Source organism: Streptomyces sp. bgisy100, from assembly GCF_057709105.1.
Genome location: NZ_JBYITE010000061.1, coordinates 12716 through 35670, shown reverse-complemented (window position 1 = coordinate 35670; position 22955 = coordinate 12716). Strand labels below are relative to the sequence as shown.

Genomic DNA, 22955 nt, shown 5'->3' with positions numbered 1-22955 from the left:
CGGGCCGGCTCAGCGCCCTCGCCGGCAGTCCCCCGGCTTCGCGGAGAGGGCACAGCGCGGCTCCACCATCAGCGAGGTCGCGGCCAGCCATCGGGACCGGCGGTAGCCGCCCGCTCCGGCGCCGCCGAAGGCCACCGGGCTCATGACCAGGAGAATCGGCCCGGCACTGACCGTGCACTGCACGCCGACCGGGCGGCAGGGGCTATGTTGCACCTGTGTACGACGTTCATCCGTAGCGGGAGTCGCCGTGGCCCTGACCTGCACCGACGTGATCCAGCGGCTGGTGGACTCGCTCGCCGCCCGCATCCGGCACTCGGTCGCCGTGGACGACGAGCGCGGCCGCCTCATCGCGTGCAGCCGCCACTACGGCGACGAGGACGAACTCCGCATCGACGTGGTGCTCTCCCGGCAGCTGCCGGCCCCCGCCGCCGAATACCTCAACAGCTTCGGCATCGCCACCGCCGATGCGCCCCGCTCGATCCCCGCCCACCCCTCGCTCGGACTCAAGGAACGACGCTGCCACCCGATTCGTGACCACGGACAACTGCTGGGCTACCTCTGGCTGATCGGCACCCACACAGACCGCCTCGACGAGACGGTCAGCGACTGCGTGACCCAATTGTCCGCGCCGCTCCGGGAGCGGTCACTCCAGGCGAGCGAGGAGGAACAACGGCACCGGGCTCTGGCAACCGCCCTCCTGACCAGGGGCGAGGCCTCCGCGCGCGCCGCACACGACCTCATCGACCAAGGACTCCTCGGCCCGCACGACGAGATCGCGGTCATCGCAACCGGGGCGACCACCGACCCCCGGACCCTCGCCGCCGTGATCACGGACACCACCACCCGCGGCAGCGACGAGCCACCGGCCCGGGCACTCCCGGCCACGGTCGACGGTCGCGGTGCAGTCCTCCTCACCGGCCGAGAAGGGGTCGAGCGCGCAGCAGCATGGTGGGCCCAGGAAATACGGCGGCGCGTGCGGCAGCGGAACGCGGAAGACGACGGCGTCGTCGTCGGCGTCAGCAACACCGGCCGGCTCGACCAGGCTCCCGACCTCCTCCGCCAGGCCGTACTGGCCGCGTTCGCCGCCGCCGAACTGCCGGAGTTCCCACCCGTGCTCCCCTGGCGCGACACCGGCGTCTACGGCCCCCTCATGCTCACCGCAATCACCTCCCCGGAGCTCGCGGTACCGCCGCAGATCGCCGAACTCGGCGCCGGCACCCGCACCGACTCCCTGGCCCGCACCGCCGAGGTGTTCCTGGACACCGCCGGCGACACCACCGCCGCATCCGAACAGCTGAACATCCACCGGACGACGCTCTACTACCGCCTCGCCCGGATCGAGAACAGAACCGGCTGGAACCTCAAGAACGGCCACGACCGACTGACCCTCCACCTGGGCCTCAAAATGCAGCACCTCCTCAACAGCAACATCCCGGCCCTGCTACAAGGAGAGGAAAAGCGGCGGGAAAGTTCCTGACACGCGACGATGCCGACGGGGGCCGGGCGGCCGGAGACTGCGCGGAACCCGGAGGGACGGCCCCGGGTGAGGATCGATCGTGAAGGACCCGTCGCATGACCTTCCCCACGGACCGACAGCGCATCGCTGACCGGCTGAAGCTCGGCTCGGAGCTGCTCTACCTGTCCCGGCAGGACGTCGAACACCTGCAACTGACGCGGGACGCCATGATCGAGCTGACCCGCCGGGCCCTGGTCGAGCACGGTCACCGCCGCTACGAGATGCCGGCCAAGATCGGTGTCCACCCGTACGACAACGTCTTTTACCACGCCATGCCGGCCTACTTGCCGGGGCCGGGGATCGTGGGCGCGAAGTGGATCGGGTGCTACCCGGACAACCCGCCCAGGTTCGGTCTGCCGCAGACCACCGGGCTCCTGGTGCTCAACGATGTGGAATCCGGTGTGCCGCTGGCCGTCATGGACTCGGCGTGGCTGACCGCGATGCGCACCCCGGCGGTGACGGTCCTGGCCGCCGCGGCGCTGCACCCCGGCGCCACCACGTTCGGGATGTTCGGCTGCGGCGTGCAGGGCAGGGAACACGTCCGCTACGCGGCTCTGGCGATGCCCGGCCTGGAGACAGTCCACGTCCACGACACCGACGAGGCCGCCGCGGATGCCCTGATCGCGCAACTGCAGCCCGAACTGGACGTGCGGATCGTCAAAGGCGAGTCGGCCGAGGCGGTCACCAAGAGTGCGGAAGTCCTGAGCTCGGCGACGGTCATCCTCCGGGAGCCGCTCGCGGTGGTGAAGGACGCGTGGGTCACCGCCGGACAGACGATCCTCCCGTGCGACCTGAACACCTTCTGGGACCCTCGCACGTCCCGGCGCGCCGACCGGTACATCGTCGACAGCGTCGAGGAGCACGAGCTGTTCGCGTCGATGGGGTACTTCCCCGACGGCCTGCCCGAGATCGCCGCCGAGACCGGCGAGGTGCTGGCCGGGGTGAAGCCCGGCCGTGAGAGCGCCGAGGAGATCATCGTCAACAGCAACATCGGCATGGCCGTCTGCGACATCGCGGTGGGTCACGCGATCCTGCACCACGCGCTGGAGCGCGGGGTCGGATTGCGGCTCCCCCTCTGACCTCCGGGCGGGCGGCGGCCACGGGAGCACCGCTCCACTGTGCCGCTGCCCGCCGAACCGCCGCCGGATCGAGCGGGGGCACCGCCCTGCCGGAGTTCCTAGGCCACCCACCCGTTGGTCAGCGTCTGCACCGCCGCACCGTCGAGGTCCTTGAGCTTCGCCTCGGCGAAGGCGCGCGCGGCGTCCGAGGGGAGCACCCGGAAGGCGGGCCGCTCGGCCGCCAGCAGCTCGACCATCTGCGCTGCCACGTCCTGCGGCGTCTGTGCGTGCGCGAAGGCGCCGCGGGTGCGGTCCAGATAGGCGGACAGCGCGGGGGCGTACGGTCCGGCCTGCTCCAGGACGTCGTCGCGGACACCCACGTTGCTGACGAACTCGCTGGCCACCGCACCCGGCGCGACCACGCTGACGGACACGCCGGCCGTCGCCGCAACCGGCGCGAGGGACTCCATGAAGCCCTCGACCGCGAACTTGGCGGCGCAGTATGCCTCGTTGAAGGGCTGGCCGATCACGCCGCCCACGCTGGTCACGGTCACCACCCGGCCCTTGCTCGCCCGCAGCAGGGGCAAGGCCGCCTTCGTCACGTGCAGCACGCCGAAGAAGTTGACCTCCATGACGGCCCGCACGTCCTCGACACTCTCCTGCTCGAGGGTGCCGAGGTGGCCCGCGCCGGCGTTGTTGACCAGGGCGTCCAGCCGGTCGAGACCGGCCAGGCAGGACGCGATCGAGGCCGGGTCGGTCACGTCCAGCGCCCGGACGTCGACGGCGACTCCGGCCTCCTCGGCCGCCGCCCGCAGCGCGCCCGCCTTGGTGGTGTCGCGCATGGTGGCGATCACGTGCCAGCCGCTCTGCGCGGCGGCGACGGCGGTGGCCAGGCCGATGCCGGAGGAGGTTCCGGTGATCAGGACGGTCTTGGTGCTGGTGCTCATCTTCGGACCCATCTACTTATGAATCATAACTAAGGTTGGGCATAACTATGGGCCCAGATATTTCACGTTGTCAAATACATCGGTAGACTGAACGGCATGTCCCATGCACCGGATGAGCTGACCGTGGAGGTCGTCGGCCTCATCGCGGCCATCACCCGCCGCTACACCCAGGAGGCCGAGGCCGCCGCGACCGCGCACGGGCTGACCCCGCTCCAGGCCAAGGCGCTGCTCGCCGCCGAGGAGCCGGTCCCGACACGCCGTATCGCCGACCGGCTGCACGCGGAGCCCTCCAACGTGACCGCGATCATCGACCGGCTGGAGTCCCGCGGTCTGGCCGAGCGCAGCCTCGATCCGGGCGACCGCCGCGTCAAACGCGTCGCCGCCACCGAGGCAGGCCGCGCCGTCGTCGCCGACCTTCGCGCCCGGATGCCCTTCGCCGCCGCCCCGCTGGCCCAGCTCAGCACGGAGCGGCGCGAGTTCTTGCGTGAGCTGCTGCAAGGGGTCCTGGACGCGTGACGCCCGCCGACGGGCAGCCGTGCTCAGCGTGGCGAGCGCCTCGTGAGGGGTGACTCATGCGGGCACAGTGACTGATGCGGGCACGTCACCTTGCATGCCCGGCGCGTCCGGCACGCGCGAGTGGGCCGGGCCCGCAGGTCAGCGGTCGCGGCCGGTGCCGCTGCGCGGTGCGCCGGCGGCGTCGTCCGGGCGGCCGGGGCGTGCGGTGGCCCCGGTGTCCGGCGTGGGGTGCGGCATGGGGTGCGGCGTCCGCCCGGCCGTGGGATCCGTCGCCGCCCAGCTGCCCAGCAGGCGCAGCGCGTGTGCGGAGGGGGTGTCGGGTTCGGCGGTGTAGAGGTAGAGGGCCTGGTCCGGGTCGTCGGGCAGGGGGAGGGTCTCGTAGTCGAGGGCCAGCTCGCCGACGACGGGGTGCCGGTAGTGCTTGGTGCCGTGGGTGTACTGGAGAACGTCGTGGTCGGCCCACCACTGGCGGAAGTCCTCGTCGTGCACGGACAGCTCGCCGATCAGCTCGGTCAGGCGGGGGTCGTGCGGGTGGCGCCCCGCGTACAGGCGCAGGACGGCCACCGTGCCGCGGGCCGCGGTCTCCCAGTCGGCGAGCAGGTCGCGGGCGGCGGGGTCGAGGAAGATGAACCGGGCGAGATTGCGGTCGCGGTGCGGCAGCGCGTCGAAGTCGGTGTACAGGGCCTTGGCCAGGGGGTTGGCGGCCAGCACGTCCAGCCGGTGGCCCATGATCATCGCGGGGATGTCGGACAGGGAGTCGAGGAGCCTCAGCAGTCCGGGCCGCACGCGCTGCGGCGGCACCGCGCGGCGGCGGGCGGAACCCGGCCGGGGGCAGGCCAGGTCGAACAGATGGGCGTGCTCGGCCGCGTCCAGGCGCAGCGCGCGGGCGATGGCGTCCAGGACCTGCGCGGAGGCGTTCGCGCTGCGCCCGCGCTCCAACCGCACGTAGTAATCGACGCTGATGCCGGCCAGCCGGGCCACCTCCTCACGGCGCAGTCCCGGCACCCGGCGACGGCCGGTGTCCGGACCCAGGCCGGCCTGGTGGGGGCTGGTCCGGGCCCGGCGCGAGCGCAGGAAGTCGCGCAGCTCGAGGTTGGGCTCACGCCCCGCTGACGTGCTCATCCCCTCAGCGTAGGCGGGCGCGTGCCACGGCGGTGCGGTGGAAGGGGGGCCTGACAAACCCCCTTTCCAGGCGTCCGGAGTGGTCCCCGTGATGGTCTCCTGGGTGGTGCCCCCCTTCGTATCCGTTCCTGAGAGGGACCACCATGTCCAAGCCCCTGATCGTCATCACCGGTGCCAGCTCCGGCATCGGCGCGGCCACCGCCCGCCTCCTGTCGGCCCAGGGCCACCCGCTGCTGCTGCTCGCCCGGCGGCTGGAGAAGCTGGAGGAGCTCGGTCTGCCCGAGACCCTGTGCCGCAAGGTCGACGTCACCGACCGGGACGCGCTCCAGGCCGCGGTGCGCGAGGCCGAGGAGCGGTTCGGGCCGGCGGACGCGATCGTCAACAACGCCGGGGCGATGCTCCTGAGCCGGCTGGCGGACCAGGATGCCGAGGAATGGGACCGGATGATCGACCTGAACATCAAGGGCGTGCTGTACGGCATCCGCGCCGTCCTTCCCGGCATGCTCGCCCGCGGCACGGGGACGATCATCAACGTCAGCTCCGTCGCCGGCCGCAAGACCTTCCCGAACCACACCGCTTATGTGGGCACCAAGTTCGCCGTCCACGCCATGTCGGAGAACCTGCGCGAGGAAGTCGCCTCCTCCGGCGTGCGCGTGGTGACCATCGCCCCCGGCGCCGTGGAGACCGAGCTGCTCTCCCACACCAGCGACGAGCGGATCAAGCAGGACTACGAGGCGTGGAAGAAGTCCGCCGGGGGTGCCCTGACCAGCCAGTCCGTGGCCGAGGCCATCGCCTACGCCTACCACCAGCCGCAGAACGTCACCATCCGCGAGATCGTTCTCGCCGCGACCGGCCAGGAGGGCTGACCGGCACGGCGTCGCGGGGACGGCCGCCCTCGACAGGGCGCTGTCCCTGCCCTTCGGGCGGAACCGGGCGACGGCGGTACCGCGGGAGCCGAACCGCTCCGGGTCACCGGTCGTGGTGCCGCGGACGGCGGCTGCCTCTGGGAAGTAGCGTGCCTCCGGGAGGTGGCGCCGAATGGGCCCCAGGCCCTCGGGCGGTCGCCCCGGGCGACGGGCCCGCCTTCCCTTGCCGCGCGGGACGGGCCGCCTCCCATGGGGAATTCGCCGATTCCCTGGGGAGCTCGCCGCCTCCTGCCTGGAGCTTGCCGCCTCCGGCGTGAGGCTTGCCTCCGGCGTGAGGCTTGCCTCCGGCGTGAGGCTTGCCTCCGGCGTGAGGCTTGCCTCCGGCGTGGAGCCTGCCGACTCCGGCAGTGTGCTCTCCCACTCCGGCCTGGAGCCTGCCGACTCCGGCGGTATGTCCGCCGGCTCCCGCATGGCGCTCGCCGCCCGACCGGTCCGCGCGGGCCGTGCCTTCACGCTACGGCACGGGACGTTCCGGGGCCCGCGGGCCGGACGCCTCCCCTACGCCTCCCGTCCTCTCCCCTCCAGCCGTTCATGCGAGTTATCCACAGGGTGCGCGGAAATCTCGTAGACGCGGAAGACTTTCCGTAGGCGACGACCACTGGTGGAGGGGGAGGCCCATGACGGGCTCACTGGCTGTCCTGCGCAAGGGACACCGGGCGGACGCGGAGCGGCTGTTGGCCCGCGCCGTCGAGGAGGAGGTGCGGCGCTCCGGCGGCCGCACGGACGGGGCGGTGCTGCTGGCGCGGGCCAAGGAAGCGCTGGACGGCATGGCGGCGTCGGCGGCCGAGGAGTACGAGGCGTATCTGCGGGAGTTGGACGAGGCCGACGGCCAACGGCCGCCCGCCGAACGGTTCTCCGGCCGGGCGCTGGGCACACCCGCGCTGGTGGCCGCGGTGGCGGCGGTGACGGCGTTCGGCGCGGACCTGGGATCGGGTACCACGGCCGGGACGGCTCTGACCGCCGGTGCGGCGGTGGCCGTCGCGGGCGGCGCGGCCGCGGTGCTGCTGGGACGCACGGCGGGGCACCGGCCGCCGGCCCGCCGGCGGGCGGGGCCGCGCGGCGGACCGGGCGGCGAGGAGCAGTTGCGCCTGCAGTGGCTGACGGCGCTGGAGGTGCGGGGGATCCGGCCGTTCCTGGACCAGCAGCGGATGCTCGCCGCGGCCACGCGGCGGGACACCGGGGCCGGGATCCCCGCCGCGCGGGGCCAGGGGGCTTCAGCCGGCCGCGGGCCGCAGCTGCGCGGCGGCGACAAGAGCGCGGCTGCGCTCCGGCGGAACGTCCTCCAGCAGTCCTTCGGTCATCTCCCCGAGGAGGACGGCCCGTTCGCGGGCCGCCGGGCCCAGCTGCTGCAGATCGCGCAATGGGTGCACGCCTCCCGGGCGAGCACGGAGACGGTGCCGACGGTGGTGGTGCTGCACGGGGCGCCGGGCGCCGGCCGGACCACCCTGGCGGTGCGGGCCGCGCACCATCTGCGCGACCAGTTCCGCGGCGCCTGCGTCGTGGACCTGCGCGGGGACAGCGCCGAGGAGCCCCCGCTGCCCACCCGGGATGCCCTGCTGCACCTGCTCAACCGGCTGGGCGCGCCCCGCGAACAGCTGCTCTTCCGGGAGCGGTCCTCCCCGGAGCAGCAGGTCAAGCGGCTGAGCGAGCTGTACCACCAGCATGTGGCGGGGCTGCCGGTCACCATCGTCCTCGACGACGCGTCCGACCCGGAGCAGGTGCGCGTGCTGCTGCCGGAGCGTTCGGACAGCCTGCTGCTGGTCACCGCCCGCACCCCGCTCGACCTGCCGCCGGAGTTCCCCGCCCGGGTCCACCAGCTGGCGGTGGAGCCGCTGGAGGCCGCCGGGGCCGAGGAGTTGCTGAAGGCGGTCGCCGAGCAGTCGGCGGGCCCCTACGACATGGCCGCGGGCGACCGGATCCGCGAGCTGTGCGGCGGGCTGCCACTGGCACTGCGGGTCGCCGGATCCGCACTGGGTGCGCGGACGCCGAGCGGTCTGGCGGACGATCTGGCGGCCTGCGCCGCGGCGGATCCGGTCGAGCGGACGCTGCGTCTGCGCTACGCCGACCAGCCGGAGGCCGCGCGCAGACTGCTGCGCCGGCTGTCCCTGGCGGGCCGGGCCAGCCTGGGCGCGGCGGCCGCCGCCGCGCTGCTCGCCACCGACGAGCAGGAGGCCGTACGGCAGCTGACCGCGCTGTCCCGGGCCGGGCTGATCGAGCACGTGCGCGGCAGCCGCTACCGGCTGCACGACCTGGTGCGCCGCTTCGCCCACGCCCGGCTCCTCGACGAAGAGGAGCCGGCCGAGCGGTCGGCGGCCCAGGAGCGCCTGATCCGCAGCTACGCGGAGCTCGCGGACTCGGTGATCCGGCTGGTGGACGGCAAGACGTCGACCCGGGCGGACCTGGTGTCCCACGGTCCCGCGGGCTCGCACGGCTTCACCTCGCTCGACGCGGCGCTGCGCTGGCTGGACGACGAGTCGAGCTTCATCACGGCGGCCCTGCGGCACGCGGAGGACGTGGACCAGTCGGCGGTGCTGCACCTGCTCGGCGCGCTGTGCGACTACTGCCTGCTCCGCGGCGACCTCTACCGGCTCGGCGAGCTGAGCGACCTGACGAAGGCCGCCGACCGGGGGCTGCTGGTGCGGTCGGTGCAGTGGCGCACCGGCGTCGCGGCCCGCCAGCTCGGCGAGCTGGACAAGGCCCGCACGACCCTGTCGTCCGTGGTGGATCTGTACTTCGAGGCCCAGCACCCGTCCGGCGCGGCCCGCGCGCTGCGGGACCTCGGCATCACCCTGCACCACCAGGGCAATCTTCCGGAGGCCGCGGCCAAGCTCCGGGAAGCCCTGGACATGCAGACGGGCGAGGAGCTGAGCGGTGACCGGGCGTGGACGCTGCACGCCCTGGCGGCGGTGGAGCGCGACCGGGCTCATGTCGCGGAAGCCCTGGAGATGCTGCACACGGCTCTGGAGCTGCACCGACGCAGCGAGAGCGTGCACGGCCAGGCGTGGGCGCACTTCCAGCTCGGCCAGGTCCATCTGCGGCTGGGCGCCGTCCCGGACGCCGAGCGGGAGCTGCGGCAGGCCCTCGAGGAGTACGGCAGCACCCGCGACGGCCGGGGCGAGGCCTGGGCGCTCACGGAGCTGGCGCGGGCCCGGCTGGTGGACGGCGACGCGGGCACCGCGGCGGACCAGCTGCGGCAGGCACTGTCACGGCACGCGGACAACGAGGACGCCCGGGGTGAGGCCTGGACCCGTTACTACCTCGGCCAGGCCCTGGAGGAGCGGGGCGAGCACGACGAGGCGGTCCGGGAGCTGGAGCGGGCCCGCACGATGTTCAGCCGCATGCGGGACGCCTACGGGCTGGCCTGCGCCCGGCACCACTCAGGCCGGGTCACCCGTGACCAGCGCGCGGCCCGGACGGGGAGCCTGCTCAACAGCGGTTTCGCCCGACAGCTGCTCCAGGACGCCCGGCAGGACTTCCACCGGGTGGGCGTCGCTCACGGACAGGCGTGGTCCTGCCTCGAACTCGCGGTGATCGACGCGGGCAACGGCCGGTCCGCGCAGGCCCTGGACCTCACCGAGGAGGCGGGCCGGCTGTTCGTGGAGTACGGGGACCGGCGCGGTGAGGACTGGTCCCGCTTCCTGCGCTGCACGCTGCTGCCGCTGACGTCGCCGGGCGGATCGGTGGTCGGTACGGCGGTGGCCCAGGAGGAGCTGGCCGAACTGCTGCGGGACGCGCATCCGATGCGCGACGGGAAGCTGGAGGACTGCGCGGAGGCGTACGCGCTGATCCTGGAGCGCGGTGTCGAACCGGAGACCGGCTGGCAGGCGTGGCGGCTCGGCATGGTGCCGAACCGCCACTCCCGGGAGGTGATGGGCGTGACGGTGGCAGCCACGGGCCAGGAGCCGGGGCCGGCGCCGGGGTAGCGCGACGACGGGGCCGGACAAGCCGGCTGTCGGGACCGGGCCGCCGGCCGGGCCCGACAGCCGGGCCAGGCACCCGGGCCCGACCCGCCGGTCAGCCCCGCGCCGGCTTGTCCTTCGACCAGCCGGTCAGTCCCGCTCCGGCCCGTCCTTCGACCAGCCGGTCAGTCCTGCTTCGGCTTGTCCTTCGACCGGCCGGAGGAGGCGTCGGCCGTGCGCTCCGCCGAGGCGGCGCCGCCCGCGGCGGAGGCACCCGCGGCGGAGGCGGCGGGCGCCTCTTCGAAGTCGATCTTCGTGAACTGCTTGTTCATGCTCTTCATCAGCAGCCACACCGCACCGCCGATGAGCGCGAAGACGATGAAGCCGAGGACGCCGGGCGTCACCTTTTTCTCGTCCAGCTCCTTGGCGAGCGGGACGAGATGCGTCATGGCGAGCTGAGTGGTCGCAGAGGTCATGCGCCTAATTCTCCCGGATGCCCGCGAAGAGGTCGTCCTCGGGGAGGGAGGTGTCCACGAGCGACTTCGCGAGCTCGTACTCCTCCGTGGGCCAGACCTCCTGCTGGAGCTCCATCGGGACGCGGAACCAGCCCCCGTCGGGGTCGATCTGCGTGGCGTGTGCGATCAGCGCCTTGTCGCGGATCGGGAAGAACTCGGCGCAGGGAACGTGCGTGGTCAGCGTCCGCTCGACCCGCTCGAACTCCTTCCAGCGCTTCAGCCACTCCCCGTACGGCGACTCCATGCCCCGGGCGAGGAGCGCCTCGTGCAGGGCGACGGTCCGCGGCCGGTTGAAGCCCTGGTTGTAGTAGAGCTTCAGCGGCTTCCACGGTTCCCCGGTCCCCGGGTACTTCTCCGGGTCCCCCGCGGCGTCGAAGGCCACCATGGAGATCTTGTGGGTCATGATGTGGTCGGGGTGCGGGTAGCCGCCGTTCTCGTCGTACGTGGTGACCACGTGCGGCCTGAACTCACGGATCAGCTTCACCAGCGCGCCCGCCGCCTCGTCGACGTCCTGGAGCGCGAAGCACCCGTCGGGCAGCGGCGGCAGCGGGTCCCCCTCCGGAAGCCCGGAGTCCACATAACCCAGCCAGGACTGTTTGACGCCCAGGATCTGCCGGGCCTCGTCCATTTCCTTGGCCCGCACCTCGTGGATGTGTTCCTCGATGTAGGGGTCGCCCTGCAGCTTGGGATTGAGGATGGAGCCGCGCTCACCGCCCGTGCAGGTCGCGACCAGCACGTCCACCCCCTCGGACACGTACTTGGCCATGGTCGCCGCGCCCTTGCTCGACTCGTCGTCGGGGTGGGCGTGGACCGCCATCAATCGCAGTTGCTCGGTCAAGACTCGATCCTCGGATCCTGAAGTCATGGGTCGCAGCCCTCTCCCACGGTTGGCGAGGGCGCCTTCTATAGTGACCGAAACGACGGGCCGTAAATTCCGCGGTCCACATCGCGGGAGGAACGACCATGAGCGGCACGCGCGCAGAGCTGCCGGAGGGGCGGTACGGCCGCTCCGCCGACGCCCGCGCCGACCGCACCCTGAAGATCGTCGGTGCGGTGCTGGGCACGGCGCTGCTGGCGGTGATCGGCTGGTCGGGCTTCTCCTACATCGCCGGCGAGGCCGTCAGCGGCGAGGTGATCAAGTCCAAGGTCGTCACGGACTCGGCCGTCGAGGTCCACCTCGAAGTCCGTAAGGACGCGCACACGGACGGTGTCTGCACGGTCCGCTCACTGGCCGAGGACGGCAGCGAGGTGGGCCGCAAGGACATCCGCTTCGAGGAGCGCCGGAGCCGCGTGGACAAGGTCGCGACGGTCCGGACGACGGGGCGTGCCACGGCCACGGAACTGGTCGACTGCTCGGCGTCGGCGGCCTCCGGCTGACAGCCCGGGACTGCCCGTGCACCCTCCGCTCGGCCCCCTCCGCGCCGACTGGGCGCACGGGCTCGGATCATCGGCCACCCACCCGCACTGACCTGCATTGACGCGTTTTTCACCGTTTCCTCCTCCCCCTTTTCCTAGGGAATTGTTAGGCTCGTGGTTTCGCCCACCGGTGAAGGCGCAACCCTCCGGGTAGGGCGTTGCTTTGTATCCCCAGTACCGACGAGGAGCACCTGTGACCCAGACCAGCGACAACGTCACCTGGCTGACCCAGGAGGCGTACGACCAGCTGAAGGCCGAGCTGGAGTACCTGTCGGGTCCCGCACGTACCGAGATCGCCACGAAGATCGCGGCGGCTCGGGAAGAGGGTGACCTGCGGGAGAACGGCGGGTACCACGCCGCCAAGGAGGAGCAGGGCAAGCAGGAGCTCCGGGTTCGCCAGCTGACCCAGCTGCTGGAGCACGCCAAGGTCGGAGAGGCCCCCGCCGCGACCGGCGTGGTCGCCCCCGGCACCGTCGTCACCATCGCCTTCGACGGCGACCCGGACGACACCCTCACCTTCTTGCTCGCCTCCCGCGAGTACGCCAGCTCGGACATCGAGACCTACTCCCCGCAGTCCCCGCTGGGCAGCGGCGTCCTCGACAAGAAGGTCGGCGACGACGCGGAGTACGAGCTGCCGAACGGCCGCAAGGCATCGGTGAAGATCCTCGAGGCCAAGCCGTACCAGGGCTGAGCGCGCCCGCGCCGCCCCCGCGGACGGAACGAGGCCCCCGGCGCCGGAGCGCCGGGGGCTTCGTCATGTCCCGCGTTGCCGCCCGGGCCGCCGCCGTCATGGGTTCGCGGATTCGGGACGGCGGCGGGCCGGTTCCGTGAAACCGGTCCGGCGACCCGACCGGTCCCTACCACTACCGAGCGGCGTCAGACCGTGGCCGAGCGGTACTGAGCGGCGTCAGGCCGTGGCCGAGCGGTACTTCCGGACGGCCAGGGTCCGGAAGACCACGATGATCAGGACCGACCAGAGTGCCGACGCGATCACCGGGTGCTGCATCGGCCAGGCGTCCGCCGCGTGGTAGTCCGCCGGGAGGTTGCCGAAGAGCTCGCGGCAGGCCAGCACCGTGGCGCTGAACGGGTTCCACTCGGCCACGTGCCGCAGGAAGTCCGGCATGTTCTCGGAGGGCACGAAGGCGTTCGAGATGAACGTCAGCGGAAACAGCCAGATCAGACCGCCCGACGTCGCCGCCTCCGGGGTCCGCACGACCAGGCCGATCAGGGCGCCGATCCAGGAGAAGGCGTAGCCGAGCAGGAGCAGCAGGCCGAAGCCGGCGAGCGCGCCGAGGATGCCGTCCTCGATCCGCCATCCGACGATGAGCGCGACGATCGCCAGCACCACCAGGGTGAGCGCGGTCTGCACGAGGTCGGCCAGCGTCCGGCCGGTCAGTACGGCGCCCCGCGCCATGGGCAGCGACCGGAACCGGTCGATGAGGCCCTTCTGCATGTCGTCCGCGATGCCCGCACCCGAACCGGCGGTGGCGAAGGTGACGGTCTGGGCGAAGATCCCTGCCATGAGGAAGGCGCGGTATTCCTCGGGTGAGGTGTTGCCGGCGATCGAGATGGACCCGCCGAAGACATAGCTGAACAGCACCACGAACATGATCGGCTGAATGAGCCCGAAGATGACCACTTCCGGGATCCGGGCCATACGGATCAGGTTCCGCTTCGCCACCACCAGCGAGTCCCGGACGGACTGCCCGATGGCTCCGCCGGGCTGCGGCGCCGTGGCGCGGGGAGCCGTGTCGGTGACGGCGCTCACTGGTGTGCCTCCTGCTGCGTCGAGGTCTGCCGGGCGGTGGACGGCTGCGATGTGGACGGCTGTGTGGTGGACGACCCGGTGGCGGACGACGACTGGGTTGCGGACGACCGGGCCGCACCGGACCCACCGGTTCCGTCCGGCGGGCCGCCGTCTCCACCCTGCACGGCGTCTCCGTCCTGCACGGCGCCTCCGCCCTGCACGGCGTCACCGTCCTCCGCCGCGTGGCCGGTCAGTGAGATGAACACGTCGTCGAGGGTCGGCCTGCGCAGACCGACGTCGTCGATCTCGACGCCCCGGGCGTCGAACTCGCGGATGACCTCCGCGAGCAGCTTGGCGCCGCCGGTGACCGGGACGGTGACCTTGCGGGTGTGCTCCTCCACGCCGACCTCGCCCTTGCCGAAGCCGCCGAGGATCTCGGCCGCGTCCCGGAGCTGGTCCCGTCGATGGGCGACGATCTCCACCCGCTCACCGCCGGTCCGGGCCTTGAGCTGGTCGGACGTGCCGCGCGCGATGACCCGGCCGTGGTCGACCACACAGATGTCGTGGGCGAGGTGGTCGGCCTCCTCCAGGTACTGGGTGGTCAGCAGCAGAGTCGTGCCACCGGCCACCAGCTCCTGGATGACCTCCCACAGGGCCTGGCGGTTGCGCGGGTCGAGTCCGGTGGTCGGCTCGTCCATGAACATCACCGGCGGGCTGATGACCAGCGCGGCCGCGAGGTCGAGACGGCGCCGCATGCCGCCGGAGTACGTCTTGGCGGGGCGGTCCCCGGCCTCGGCGAGGTTGAAGCGTTCGAGCAGCTCGTTCGCGCGGGCCTTCGCGGCGCGCGCGGACAGCTGGTAGAGCCTGCCGACCATCTGGAGGTTCTCACGGCCCGTGAGGTACTCGTCGACGGCGGCGAACTGGCCGGAGAGGCCTATCGAGCGGCGGACGTCGTTGGGGTGCTTGAGGACGTCCACCCCGGCCACGACCGCCTTTCCGCTGTCGGGCCGCAGCAGGGTGGTGAGCACGCGCACGGCGGTCGTCTTGCCCGCCCCGTTCGGGCCGAGCAGGCCCAGCACAGTGCCCTCGGGGACATCGAGGTCGACGCCGTCCAGAGCCCTCACTTCGCCGAAGGTCTTGACGAGACCCTCGGCGTAAATGGCACCTGGCATGAAGTTCTCCCACAGTCTTGGGTTGTTCAGCTCGGGTTGTTCAGCTCGGGTTGTTCCGCTCGGGTTGTTCCGCGGAGATCAGGGACATCGGAGACAACGGCGGCGCCGTTACGAATGCCGGTTCCATCCGATGCGAAGTCGGGTCGCGACAGGGAGCGGCCCGACTGTACAGCAGTCGCGATATATCGCGTCAAGGGATTTACTCGTCCCGCGTCAGGCCCGGCGGCACAGCCCGGTCACGGCCCGGCAGGTCACGGCAGGTCACGGCTGGTCGTGACCGGCCAGGACGATGCAGCCCGCCTTGCGCAGCGTCACGTCATGACGATGTAGCCCGCCTTGCGCAGCGCGGCCCGCACCTCGACACAGTGCTCGGGCCCCCTCGTCTCCAACTGCAGTTCCACCTCGGCCTCCGTCAGCCGCAGCCGCGGATCGGTCCGGACGTGGCTCACGTCGAGCACGTTGACGTCCCCCTGTGACAGCACTCCGAGCAGGGTGGCCAGCGCCCCCGGGCGGTCCGTCAGCCGCAGCCGCAGGGACAGGTACCGGCCCGCCGCCGCCATGCCGTGCCGCAGGATGCGCTGGAGCAGGAGCGGGTCGACGTTCCCGCCGGACAGCACCCCGACCACCGGCCCGTCGAAAGTGTCCGGCTGCGAGAGCAGCGCCGCCACCGGGCTCGCCCCGGCCGGCTCCACCACGAGCTTCGCCCGCTCCAGGCAGAGCAGCAGCGCGCCGGAGAGCTCGTCCTCGGAGACCGTACGGACCTCGTCCACGAGATCGCCAACGATTTTGAACGGCACGTCCCCCGGGCGTCCGACCTTGATGCCGTCGGCCATGGTCGCCATGGTCTCCAGCGACACCGGGCGCCCCGCCGCCAGCGAGGGCGGGTAGGCGGCGGCCCCCTCCGCCTGCACACCCACCAGCCGCACGTCCGGCCGCAGCGCCTTCACGGCCACCGCGATCCCGGCCGCCAGCCCGCCGCCGCCGATGCCGACGACGATCGTCCGGACCTCGGGGCACTGTTCCAGGATCTCCAGGCCGACCGTGCCCTGCCCCGCCACCACGTCCCGGTGGTCGAAGGGGTGGATGAAGACCGCGCCGGTCGCCCGGGCGTGCTCCTGCGCCGCCTCCAGCGTCTCGTCGACGACATGGCCGTGCATCCGCACGTCGGCGCCGTACTCGCGGGTCGCCGCGATCTTCGGCAGCGGGGCGCCCACCGGCATGAAGACCGTCGAGCGCACACCCAGCAGGGAGGCGGCGAGGGCGACGCCCTGCGCGTGGTTCCCGGCGCTGGCCGCCACCACGCCCGCCGCCCGCTCCTCGGCGCTGAGTCCCGCGATCCGCACATACGCACCGCGTACCTTGAAGGAGCCGGTCCGCTGGAGGTTCTCGCACTTCAGGTGGACCGGGTCCCCCACCAGCTGGCTGAGATGCCGGCTGCCCTCCATGGCGGTCACCCGGGACACCCCGGTCAGCATCTTGTGCGCCGCACGCACCTCGTCGACCGTGATCTCGGACAGATCGAGGGGCTCCGGGCGGGCACCCACCCCATGGTTTTCAGCCATGTGGCCAAGTTTCGCAGTTCCGGTCGGCCCCGGCCGCCGGAGGACCCCGTCCACCGGTTTGTCCCGTGCTGCTCCCGCCCGGGCCCGGGCCGCGTACCCTGTGCGCATCCACAGCCCGATTCCCACGAAGTGAGCCCAGGCCATGCCGACGACTCCGGACATGACGACTGCTCCGCCGCCCTCCGGCCAGGAGGGGCCTGCGGACAGCGGTCTCCTCGAAGCGCTGCAGCACCAGGTCGCCGTGTTCGCACGGCGCGCGGAGCAGACCCGGCTCGGCGGCGTCGGACAGGTCCGCAATTCCATGGACCGCGCCGCCTACCTGCTGCTCAACCGCCTGGACCGGGAGGGTCCGATGGGGGTCAAGGCGCTCGCCGCCGGGATGGGCATCGACTCCTCGACGGTCACCCGGCAGGTCGCGCCGCTGGTGGACACCGGCCTGGTCAAGCGCACATCGCACCCCGAGGACGGCCGGGCCGTCGTCCTCCAGCTCTCACCGCGCGGCAAGGCCCGGCTGGACGAGGTCCGCTCCTCGCGGCGGCAGCTGATGGCCCTGGTCACGGAGGGCTGGACCGAGGAGGAGCGGGAGATCTTCTGCACCCTGCTCACCCGCTTCAACGGTTCGCTCTCCGCCCGGCAGGCCGCGGCTCATCTGCCGCCCGCCGACCCGGGGGCCCCCGCCTCCTGACCCGCCTCTTGACCGCGCGCACCCGCTGCCGTCCCATGGAGGCTCAGGAGGCGCGGTGCGAGAGCGGCGAGCAGCACAGGAGCGTCGCCGGGCCCGGGAATTCGAGGCATTCGTCGCGGGTGCGGCCGGCCGGCTGCTGCATGCCGCCGTCCTGCTCACCGGCGACCGGGACGCCGCCGAGCGCCTGCTGACGGCCGCGCTGGCGCGCACCTACGCGGGGTGGGACCGGCTGCACGGCGAGGATCCGTACGACCGCACGCGGCAGGAGCTCATCGGCCGCTTCGCCCATGGCGCCTGGCACCACCGACGGGCCCACGGCGGCGTGCTCGGCGGGCTCACCCCACGGGAACGCCTGGTCCTGGTGCTGCGGCTCTACGAGGGTGTGCCCGAGGAACAGACCGCCGCCCGGCTCGGCCTCCCCGTCGAACGGGTCCGTGCCATCTGCCTGCGCTCGATGACCGCCCTGCGCAGCCGCGCCGCCGCACCCGGCGGTTCCGCCCCGCCCGGTTCCGCCCCGCCCGGTCCGGCCCCGCCCGGTCCGGCACCGCACGGGGTCGCGCCGCCCGGTCCGGCATCACCCGGTCCGGCACTACACGCGGCCGCGTCACCCGGAGCCGCGCCTCGGGTTGCCACGCCCCTCGGAGCCCGGTCACCGGGGTCCGGACCCTCTGACGGGACGGCGGCGTCGGCGGCCGCGGCGGACCGGCACCACGACGGCGGCGCGCCCCCGGGGGTGTCGGCGCGGTGAGCCGTCCCGACCGCAAGGAGGACGAGGTCCGCCGGATGCTCGACGGGCCTCATCCCGCCGTGCCGCCGGACCTCGCGGCAAGGGCCGTCCAGCGCGGGAAGCGCATCCACGGCCGGCACCGCGCGGTACGGACCGCCGGGTGGGTCCTGCTGCTGGCGGCGGCCCTCGCCTTCGCGGTGTGGGCGGCCATGGCGCAGCCATGGCTCATACCGCCGGCCGACACCACACCGCCGCTGGAGGGCTGGTAGGCCCGTTGTAGGGCTTGGGCCGCCGACGGTCACCGGCCCGGGGACGGTGACCCGGCCCGAGGACGGTGCCACGACCCGAGGACCGTGATCCCGCCCGAGCACCGTGATCCCGCCCGAGCACCGTGATCCCGCCCGAGGCAGTGATCCGACCCAAGGACGGTGATCCGACCGCCCCCGGATACGGCGAGCGGGCCCGTGCGCTGTACGCACGAGCCCGCCGCAGATCTCCGGAGCCGGCCCCGGGGTGTCCCGCGGAGCGCCGAACCAGCGAGGTCGGCCCAGCGGGGTCAGCCCAGCGCGCGGGTCAGGTCCGCCAGCTGGTCGTCGACCGCCTCGATGCCGACCGACAGCCGCACCAGGTCCGCCGGCACCTCCAGCGCCGAGCCCGCCACCGAGGCGTGCGTCATCCGGCCCGGGTGCTCGATCAGCGACTCCACGCCGCCGAGGGACTCGCCGAGGGTGAACAGCCGGGCCCGGTTGCAGACCTCGACCGCCGCCTCCTCGCCGCCCTCGACCCGGAACGACACCATGCCGCCGAAGCCGCGCATCTGCTTCGCGGCGACCTCGTGACCGGGGTGGTCCGGCAGCCCCGGGTAGTAGACCTGGGTCACCTTGGGGTGGGAGACCAGCATCTCCGCGATGCGGCCGGCGTTCAGGCTGTGCCGGTCCATCCGGACCGCGAGGGTCTTGATCCCGCGCAGCACCAGCCAGGAGTCGAAGGGGCCGGCGACGGCACCCATCGCGTTCTGGTGGAAGGCGAGCTCCTCGCCGAGTGCGTCGTCGTTCACCACCAGGGCGCCGCCGACCACGTCGGAGTGCCCGCCCATGTACTTGGTCATGGAGTGCACGACGATGTCCGCACCGAGCGCGAGCGGCTGCTGGAGGTACGGGCTGGCGAAGGTGTTGTCGACGACGAGCCGCGCCCCGGCGGCGCGCGCCACCTCGGCGACGGCGGCGATGTCGGTGATGCCGAGGAGCGGGTTGCTGGGCGTCTCGACCCAGATGAGCTTCGTGCGGGGCGTGACCGCGGCCCGGACGGACGCCGGGTCGGAGGTGTCGGCCACCGACCACTCCACGCCCCAGCGCTCCACGACCTTCGCGAAGAGCCGGAACGTCCCGCCGTAAGCGTCGTTCGGGATGACCACGTGGTCGCCCGGCACCAGGAGCGCGCGCAGCAGGCAGTCCTCGGCGGCGAGCCCCGAGGCGAAGGCCAGCCCGCGCCGTCCGCTCTCCAGCGCGGCGAGGTTCTCCTCCAGCGCGGTACGGGTCGGGTTGGCGGAACGGCTGTACTCGTAGCCGCCCCGCAGCCCGCCGACCCCGTCCTGCTTGTACGTGGACACTTGGTAGATCGGCGGCACGACCGCGCCGGTGAGCGGGTCGGCCGTGTTGCCCGCATGGATGGCGCGGGTCTCGAAGCTCTGGTGTGCGTGCTGCTGGTGCTCGTCACTCATGAGGCCCGAGAGTAGTACGCGCGGCCCGGGAACTCCTGGGCTCGTCCGACAGTACTTTTGGGGGACGGGCTCCGGACGTCCGGGCACGGGCGGCGGCTCCGGGAGACCGGTACGAGGTGGAGGCGGCGGCTCCGGGAGACCGGTGCGGGGTGGAGGCGGCGGCTCCGGTCCGTGACCGGGGCGGACGCGACAGCGCGGCACCGGCGGGCACGACGGCCCGGGACCGGCGGGCACGACGACTTGGCACCGGCGGGCACGACGACTCGGGCCGTACGAACGGGCACGCTGCGGTCCGGGCCACACTGGTGCTCGGCATCCGAGACGACGACACGGCACGAGACGACACGGCAGAGGACACCTGGACACCTCATGGAGATTCTGATCATCCTGCTGGGCCTGACCATGATCGGCGGTGTTCTGGTCCCGGCCCTGCGGCGCAGGCGCAACGGACATCAGGCGTTCCACGCCCATGGCAGCGCCATCGACCCCCGGCAGTACGGCTTCGTCAGCCCCGAGCAGCTCGACGTCCGGCTGCCGGGACCGGACCGGGAGCTGGCCGAGGTGCTGGCGGAGATCCGGCGGACCCAGGAGTGGCGCCCCGCCGCGCAGTTGCTCGCCGTGACGGACGACTGGGAGCTGCGCTGGCAGCGGGTCCAGACACTGGCCGGAGCGGCGGCCGTGGAGCTGGCCGAGATGCCCGGGGAGGGCGGCCGGTGGCTGCGGACCTGGCGCACCGAGTCCCCGAAGGAGGCGGGCGGCGCGGTGGTGCACGCCGAGTTCCTCGTCCGGCAGGCGCGCCAGTCCTCCGGCGGCGCCGGGTCGGACGAGTACCGGATCATCCTGGAGGAGGCGCGGTCCGTGGCCGAGGACGCGGCGCTGCTGGCCCCCGGCGACCCGACCCCGTACATCGTCCAGCTCGCGGTGGCCCGCGGGCTCGGCTACCGGGAGGCCGACGTCGAGGAGCTGTGGAGCACCATCACCACGCGCGCGCCGCATCACATGGGCGCGCATCTGGCCGCCCTGCACTACTGGTGCGAGAAGTGGCACGGTTCGAAGGAGCTGGCCGACGCGTTCACGCACCGGGCCGCGGCCTCGGCACCGGAGAAGAGCCTGCTGCCGGCGCTGCCGCTGTTCGCCGTCTTCGAGCACCTGCCCGAGGTGAACGTGGTCCGCGGCCTGTACCAGAGCGCCGTGGTGACCCGGGCCGTCCAGGGCGCCCTGTTCGCCACCCGCTCGGTGCCCTCCGACCACCCCGTCCTGCCGCACGTCCGCCATCTGCTGGTCTGGTTCCTGGTCCGGGCGGAGCGCTACGCCGAGGCGATGGAGCAGCTGCGGCACGTGGACGGGCACGTGGGCGCGGTGCCCTGGTCCTATTCCCCCGACCCCGCGGCGGAGTACACGGCGTACCGGGCGCTGGCGGTGGGCGGCTGGGAGCAGTCGGGCGGCACCCCGGCGACGCTGCCGCGCTGACGGATGGGCGGCACGCTGACGACGCTGCCGCGCCGGCGGGCGGGGAGCCTCCGCACCGACGGGCATCGGCCGGCGCGGGCTCCCGCCCCGATGGATTCTCGGCCGGTGACCCGCCGACGGACGGCCGCACCGACGGACGGCCGCACCGACGGGACGTCGGCCGGCGCGGGGCTCCCGCCTCCCATGGAGCCCCGGCCGGTGACCTGCCGACGGACGACGGCTCACGGAGCGGTGACGGCCCGCGGCCGGAGCGGTGACGGCCCGCGGCGGCCGGCCAGGAATCCCTGGGGCCCCGCATACGTTGTCCGTTACGGACGTCACGCCGAGAGGACCCTCATGTTCCTGCACAGCCACCGGCCCCAGCTCCCCACCCCGGAGGAGGCCCTGCGCGGCCGTGACACCCCCGAGTTCACGGTGCCGGACCGCCACACCGTCCTCGGCAACCCGCTGCTCGGCCCGTACCCGGAGGGCCTGGAGGTCGCCGACTTCGGGCTGGGCTGCTTCTGGGGAGCGGAGCGGAAGTTCTGGCAGACCCCCGGTGTCTGGACCACGCTCGTCGGCTACCAGGGCGGATTCACCCCGAACCCGGCGTACGAAGAGGTGTGCAGCGGTCTCACCGGGCACACCGAGGCGGTCAGGGTCGTCTTCGACCCGGCGGTCGTCTCCTACCCGGAGCTGCTGAAGCTCTTCTGGGAGTCCCACGACCCGACCCAGGGCTTCCGCCAGGGCAACGACGTCGGCACCCAGTACCGCTCGGCGATCTATACGCACTCGCCCGAGCAGCAGTCCGCCGCCGAGGCCTCCCGCGACGCCTACCAGCAGGTGCTGACGAAGGCGAACCACTCCGCGATCACCACGGAGATCCTCCCGGCGGAGGGCCGCCCGTTCCAGCCGGCGGAGCCGTATCACCAGCAGTACCTGGACAAGAACCCGAACGGGTACTGCGGGATCGGGGGGACGGGCGTGAGCTGCCCGGTCGGCGTGGCTCCGGCCGGGGACTGACACCTCGGGGGCGTCACCCCGGGTGGGGGCGCTCCCGATGCCGGGAAGTGCCGGATACGGAGCTGCTGCGGGGGATCGCCGATCTCGTCGGGGCGGGTGAACCGCAGCTCCGTGGACTCGTCCGGGATGGCGAACCCCTGGACACGGGAGTGCCCCGCCCTGCGAGTACACCGATGTCACCCACGAACCTGCGTGACCGGCCAACCTGTGTGATCGTCCGGCGGCGGTGCGGCCTGGTGGCTGCGGCTCGATCCCGTATCGGGGACCAGGCAGGCCGCCATGAGCAAGTAAGAGGTTTACATTCGTTCCTGACGGAACGTAGGCTCATCGAGATATTCGAACTATTGCTCGGGGGAAGTTCCTTGAAGAGCCGCACGTGCCGCACTGCGTCCGTCGCCGCACTCACCGGTATTACGCTCGCGCTCGGCCTGGTCAATGCCGGATCCGCCTCCGCCTCGACGCCGTCCGGCTGCGGGTCGGTACGGCAGATCGGGTCCACCAAGTACATCAAGTACAAGGGCCAGTCCGCCGCATCGGTCAAGCAGTACTACGGCTGCGGGAAGAACTACGCCTACCTCTTGATCTGGGACTCCTTCCGCAAGCACCACAAGTGGAAGACCGCGACCGTCGGCGTCATGACGCCGGAGGGCCGCCTCCACGCCGTCAAGTGGAAGGACTCCCCGGCCTACGAGATGTGGAGCGCCGGTTACGCCACGACCAATTGCACCCAGGCATTCGGCCTCGTCCAGGTCGGGTCCGGTGCCGACAAGGCAGATGCGAAGAGCAGCATGGTCTGCTGATTGCGTTTTCCACGCTTCTTCCGCCTCCGGCCCAGCAGATGCGCGGCCGGTCAAGGGGACATGGAGATCGCCGTGCTCACCAGCCCCCGGTCAGGGGTGCTGGTGAGCACGCCCTTTCGTGTTCCGGCCGACCACGAGAATCACGTGGAGCCGGC

General features: G+C 72.4%; 20 protein-coding genes and 1 pseudogene. 13 read left to right on the top strand and 8 right to left on the bottom strand.

The window, feature by feature from the left end; genetic code table 11:
• The first annotated feature begins 247 nt into the window (after window positions 1-247).
• Together AC3EQ1_RS28340 and AC3EQ1_RS28335 are read left to right on the top strand one after the other, a co-directional pair.
• Entirely contained in the window at window positions 248-1477 is a 1230-nt protein-coding gene (locus tag AC3EQ1_RS28340) for a PucR family transcriptional regulator (protein WP_432097174.1), read from the top strand.
• Between the two features lie 95 nt (window positions 1478-1572).
• Window positions 1573-2595, top strand: coding sequence for an ornithine cyclodeaminase family protein (locus AC3EQ1_RS28335; protein WP_432097173.1), 1023 nt, complete (start codon window positions 1573-1575; stop codon window positions 2593-2595).
• Between the two features lie 98 nt (window positions 2596-2693).
• Here the strand turns inward: AC3EQ1_RS28335 and AC3EQ1_RS28330 are convergent, their stop codons facing one another.
• The gene (locus tag AC3EQ1_RS28330; protein ID WP_432097172.1) at window positions 2694-3521 is read right to left on the bottom strand and encodes an SDR family NAD(P)-dependent oxidoreductase; all 828 of its coding nucleotides are present in this window, start codon (window positions 3519-3521) and stop codon (window positions 2694-2696) included.
• Window positions 3522-3617: 96 nt separating this feature from the next.
• Between AC3EQ1_RS28330 and AC3EQ1_RS28325 the strand changes: the two genes are divergently transcribed.
• Entirely contained in the window at window positions 3618-4037 is a 420-nt protein-coding gene (locus AC3EQ1_RS28325) for a MarR family winged helix-turn-helix transcriptional regulator (protein WP_432097171.1), read from the top strand.
• 138 nt (window positions 4038-4175) lie between these two features.
• On the opposite strand, the gene AC3EQ1_RS28320 is transcribed toward AC3EQ1_RS28325, so the two are convergent.
• Window positions 4176-5159 (bottom strand): helix-turn-helix domain-containing protein, encoded by a 984-nt coding sequence (locus tag AC3EQ1_RS28320; RefSeq protein WP_432097170.1) that lies wholly within the window; start codon window positions 5157-5159, stop codon window positions 4176-4178.
• 143 nt (window positions 5160-5302) lie between these two features.
• Here AC3EQ1_RS28320 and AC3EQ1_RS28315 point away from each other — a divergent pair, with 143 nt between their 5' ends.
• Window positions 5303-6025, top strand: a complete 723-nt coding sequence (locus AC3EQ1_RS28315) for an SDR family oxidoreductase (protein ID WP_432097169.1) — start codon at window positions 5303-5305, stop codon at window positions 6023-6025.
• Between the two features lie 677 nt (window positions 6026-6702).
• Window positions 6703-10008, top strand: a complete 3306-nt coding sequence (locus AC3EQ1_RS28310) for a tetratricopeptide repeat protein (protein ID WP_432097168.1) — start codon at window positions 6703-6705, stop codon at window positions 10006-10008.
• A 161-nt stretch (window positions 10009-10169) separates the two neighbouring features.
• Here the strand turns inward: AC3EQ1_RS28310 and AC3EQ1_RS28305 are convergent, their stop codons facing one another.
• Together AC3EQ1_RS28305 and mca are read right to left on the bottom strand one after the other, a co-directional pair.
• The gene (locus AC3EQ1_RS28305) at window positions 10170-10460 is read right to left on the bottom strand and encodes a hypothetical protein (RefSeq protein ID WP_432097167.1); all 291 of its coding nucleotides are present in this window, start codon (window positions 10458-10460) and stop codon (window positions 10170-10172) included.
• A gap of 4 nt (window positions 10461-10464) precedes the next feature.
• Window positions 10465-11337, bottom strand: coding sequence for a mycothiol conjugate amidase Mca (gene mca, locus AC3EQ1_RS28300; protein WP_432097166.1), 873 nt, complete (start codon window positions 11335-11337; stop codon window positions 10465-10467).
• 125 nt (window positions 11338-11462) lie between these two features.
• On the opposite strand from mca, the gene AC3EQ1_RS28295 reads away from it, so the two are divergent.
• A complete protein-coding gene (locus AC3EQ1_RS28295; protein WP_432097165.1) occupies window positions 11463-11876 on the top strand; it encodes a DUF4307 domain-containing protein in 414 nt (137 codons plus the stop codon).
• 232 nt (window positions 11877-12108) lie between these two features.
• A complete protein-coding gene (gene greA, locus AC3EQ1_RS28290; RefSeq protein WP_351515510.1) occupies window positions 12109-12606 on the top strand; it encodes a transcription elongation factor GreA in 498 nt (165 codons plus the stop codon).
• Window positions 12607-12822: 216 nt separating this feature from the next.
• Here greA and AC3EQ1_RS28285 read toward each other — a convergent pair whose 3' ends face one another.
• From AC3EQ1_RS28285 to ilvA, 3 genes are all read right to left on the bottom strand, one after another.
• On the bottom strand, window positions 12823-13683 hold the full coding sequence (locus AC3EQ1_RS28285) for an ABC transporter permease (protein ID WP_432097164.1): 861 nt from the start codon (window positions 13681-13683) through the stop codon (window positions 12823-12825).
• Window positions 13680-14834, bottom strand: a complete 1155-nt coding sequence (locus AC3EQ1_RS28280; protein ID WP_432097163.1) for an ATP-binding cassette domain-containing protein — start codon at window positions 14832-14834, stop codon at window positions 13680-13682. The genes AC3EQ1_RS28285 and AC3EQ1_RS28280 overlap by 4 nt, the downstream gene beginning before the upstream one ends.
• 311 nt (window positions 14835-15145) lie before the next feature.
• Window positions 15146-16396 carry a threonine ammonia-lyase gene (ilvA, locus tag AC3EQ1_RS28275; RefSeq protein ID WP_432097162.1) on the bottom strand — a complete coding sequence of 417 codons (1251 nt, stop codon included), beginning with the start codon at window positions 16394-16396 and terminating at the stop codon, window positions 15146-15148.
• Between the two features lie 160 nt (window positions 16397-16556).
• Between ilvA and AC3EQ1_RS28270 the strand changes: the two genes are divergently transcribed.
• From AC3EQ1_RS28270 to AC3EQ1_RS28260, 3 genes and pseudogenes are all read left to right on the top strand, one after another.
• Window positions 16557-17081, top strand: a complete 525-nt coding sequence (locus tag AC3EQ1_RS28270; RefSeq protein WP_432097175.1) for a MarR family winged helix-turn-helix transcriptional regulator — start codon at window positions 16557-16559, stop codon at window positions 17079-17081.
• 55 nt (window positions 17082-17136) lie between these two features.
• Window positions 17137-17646 (top strand): annotated as a pseudogene (locus tag AC3EQ1_RS28265) (sigma factor-like helix-turn-helix DNA-binding protein); the annotation flags it as partial.
• Between the two features lie 179 nt (window positions 17647-17825).
• On the top strand, window positions 17826-18077 hold the full coding sequence (locus AC3EQ1_RS28260; RefSeq protein ID WP_432097161.1) for a hypothetical protein: 252 nt from the start codon (window positions 17826-17828) through the stop codon (window positions 18075-18077).
• A 287-nt stretch (window positions 18078-18364) separates the two neighbouring features.
• Here the strand turns inward: AC3EQ1_RS28260 and AC3EQ1_RS28255 are convergent, their stop codons facing one another.
• On the bottom strand, window positions 18365-19528 hold the full coding sequence (locus tag AC3EQ1_RS28255) for a cystathionine gamma-synthase (protein ID WP_432097160.1): 1164 nt from the start codon (window positions 19526-19528) through the stop codon (window positions 18365-18367).
• A 369-nt stretch (window positions 19529-19897) separates the two neighbouring features.
• Between AC3EQ1_RS28255 and AC3EQ1_RS28250 the strand changes: the two genes are divergently transcribed.
• The 3 genes from AC3EQ1_RS28250 to AC3EQ1_RS28240 all read left to right on the top strand — a co-directional run bounded on the left by AC3EQ1_RS28250 (window position 19898) and on the right by AC3EQ1_RS28240 (window position 22800).
• Entirely contained in the window at window positions 19898-20998 is a 1101-nt protein-coding gene (locus tag AC3EQ1_RS28250; RefSeq protein ID WP_432097159.1) for a hypothetical protein, read from the top strand.
• A 336-nt stretch (window positions 20999-21334) separates the two neighbouring features.
• Window positions 21335-22000 carry a peptide-methionine (S)-S-oxide reductase MsrA gene (gene msrA / locus AC3EQ1_RS28245; protein ID WP_432097158.1) on the top strand — a complete coding sequence of 222 codons (666 nt, stop codon included), beginning with the start codon at window positions 21335-21337 and terminating at the stop codon, window positions 21998-22000.
• A gap of 362 nt (window positions 22001-22362) precedes the next feature.
• On the top strand, window positions 22363-22800 hold the full coding sequence (locus tag AC3EQ1_RS28240) for a hypothetical protein (RefSeq protein WP_432097157.1): 438 nt from the start codon (window positions 22363-22365) through the stop codon (window positions 22798-22800).
• Window positions 22801-22955 lie beyond the last annotated feature (155 nt).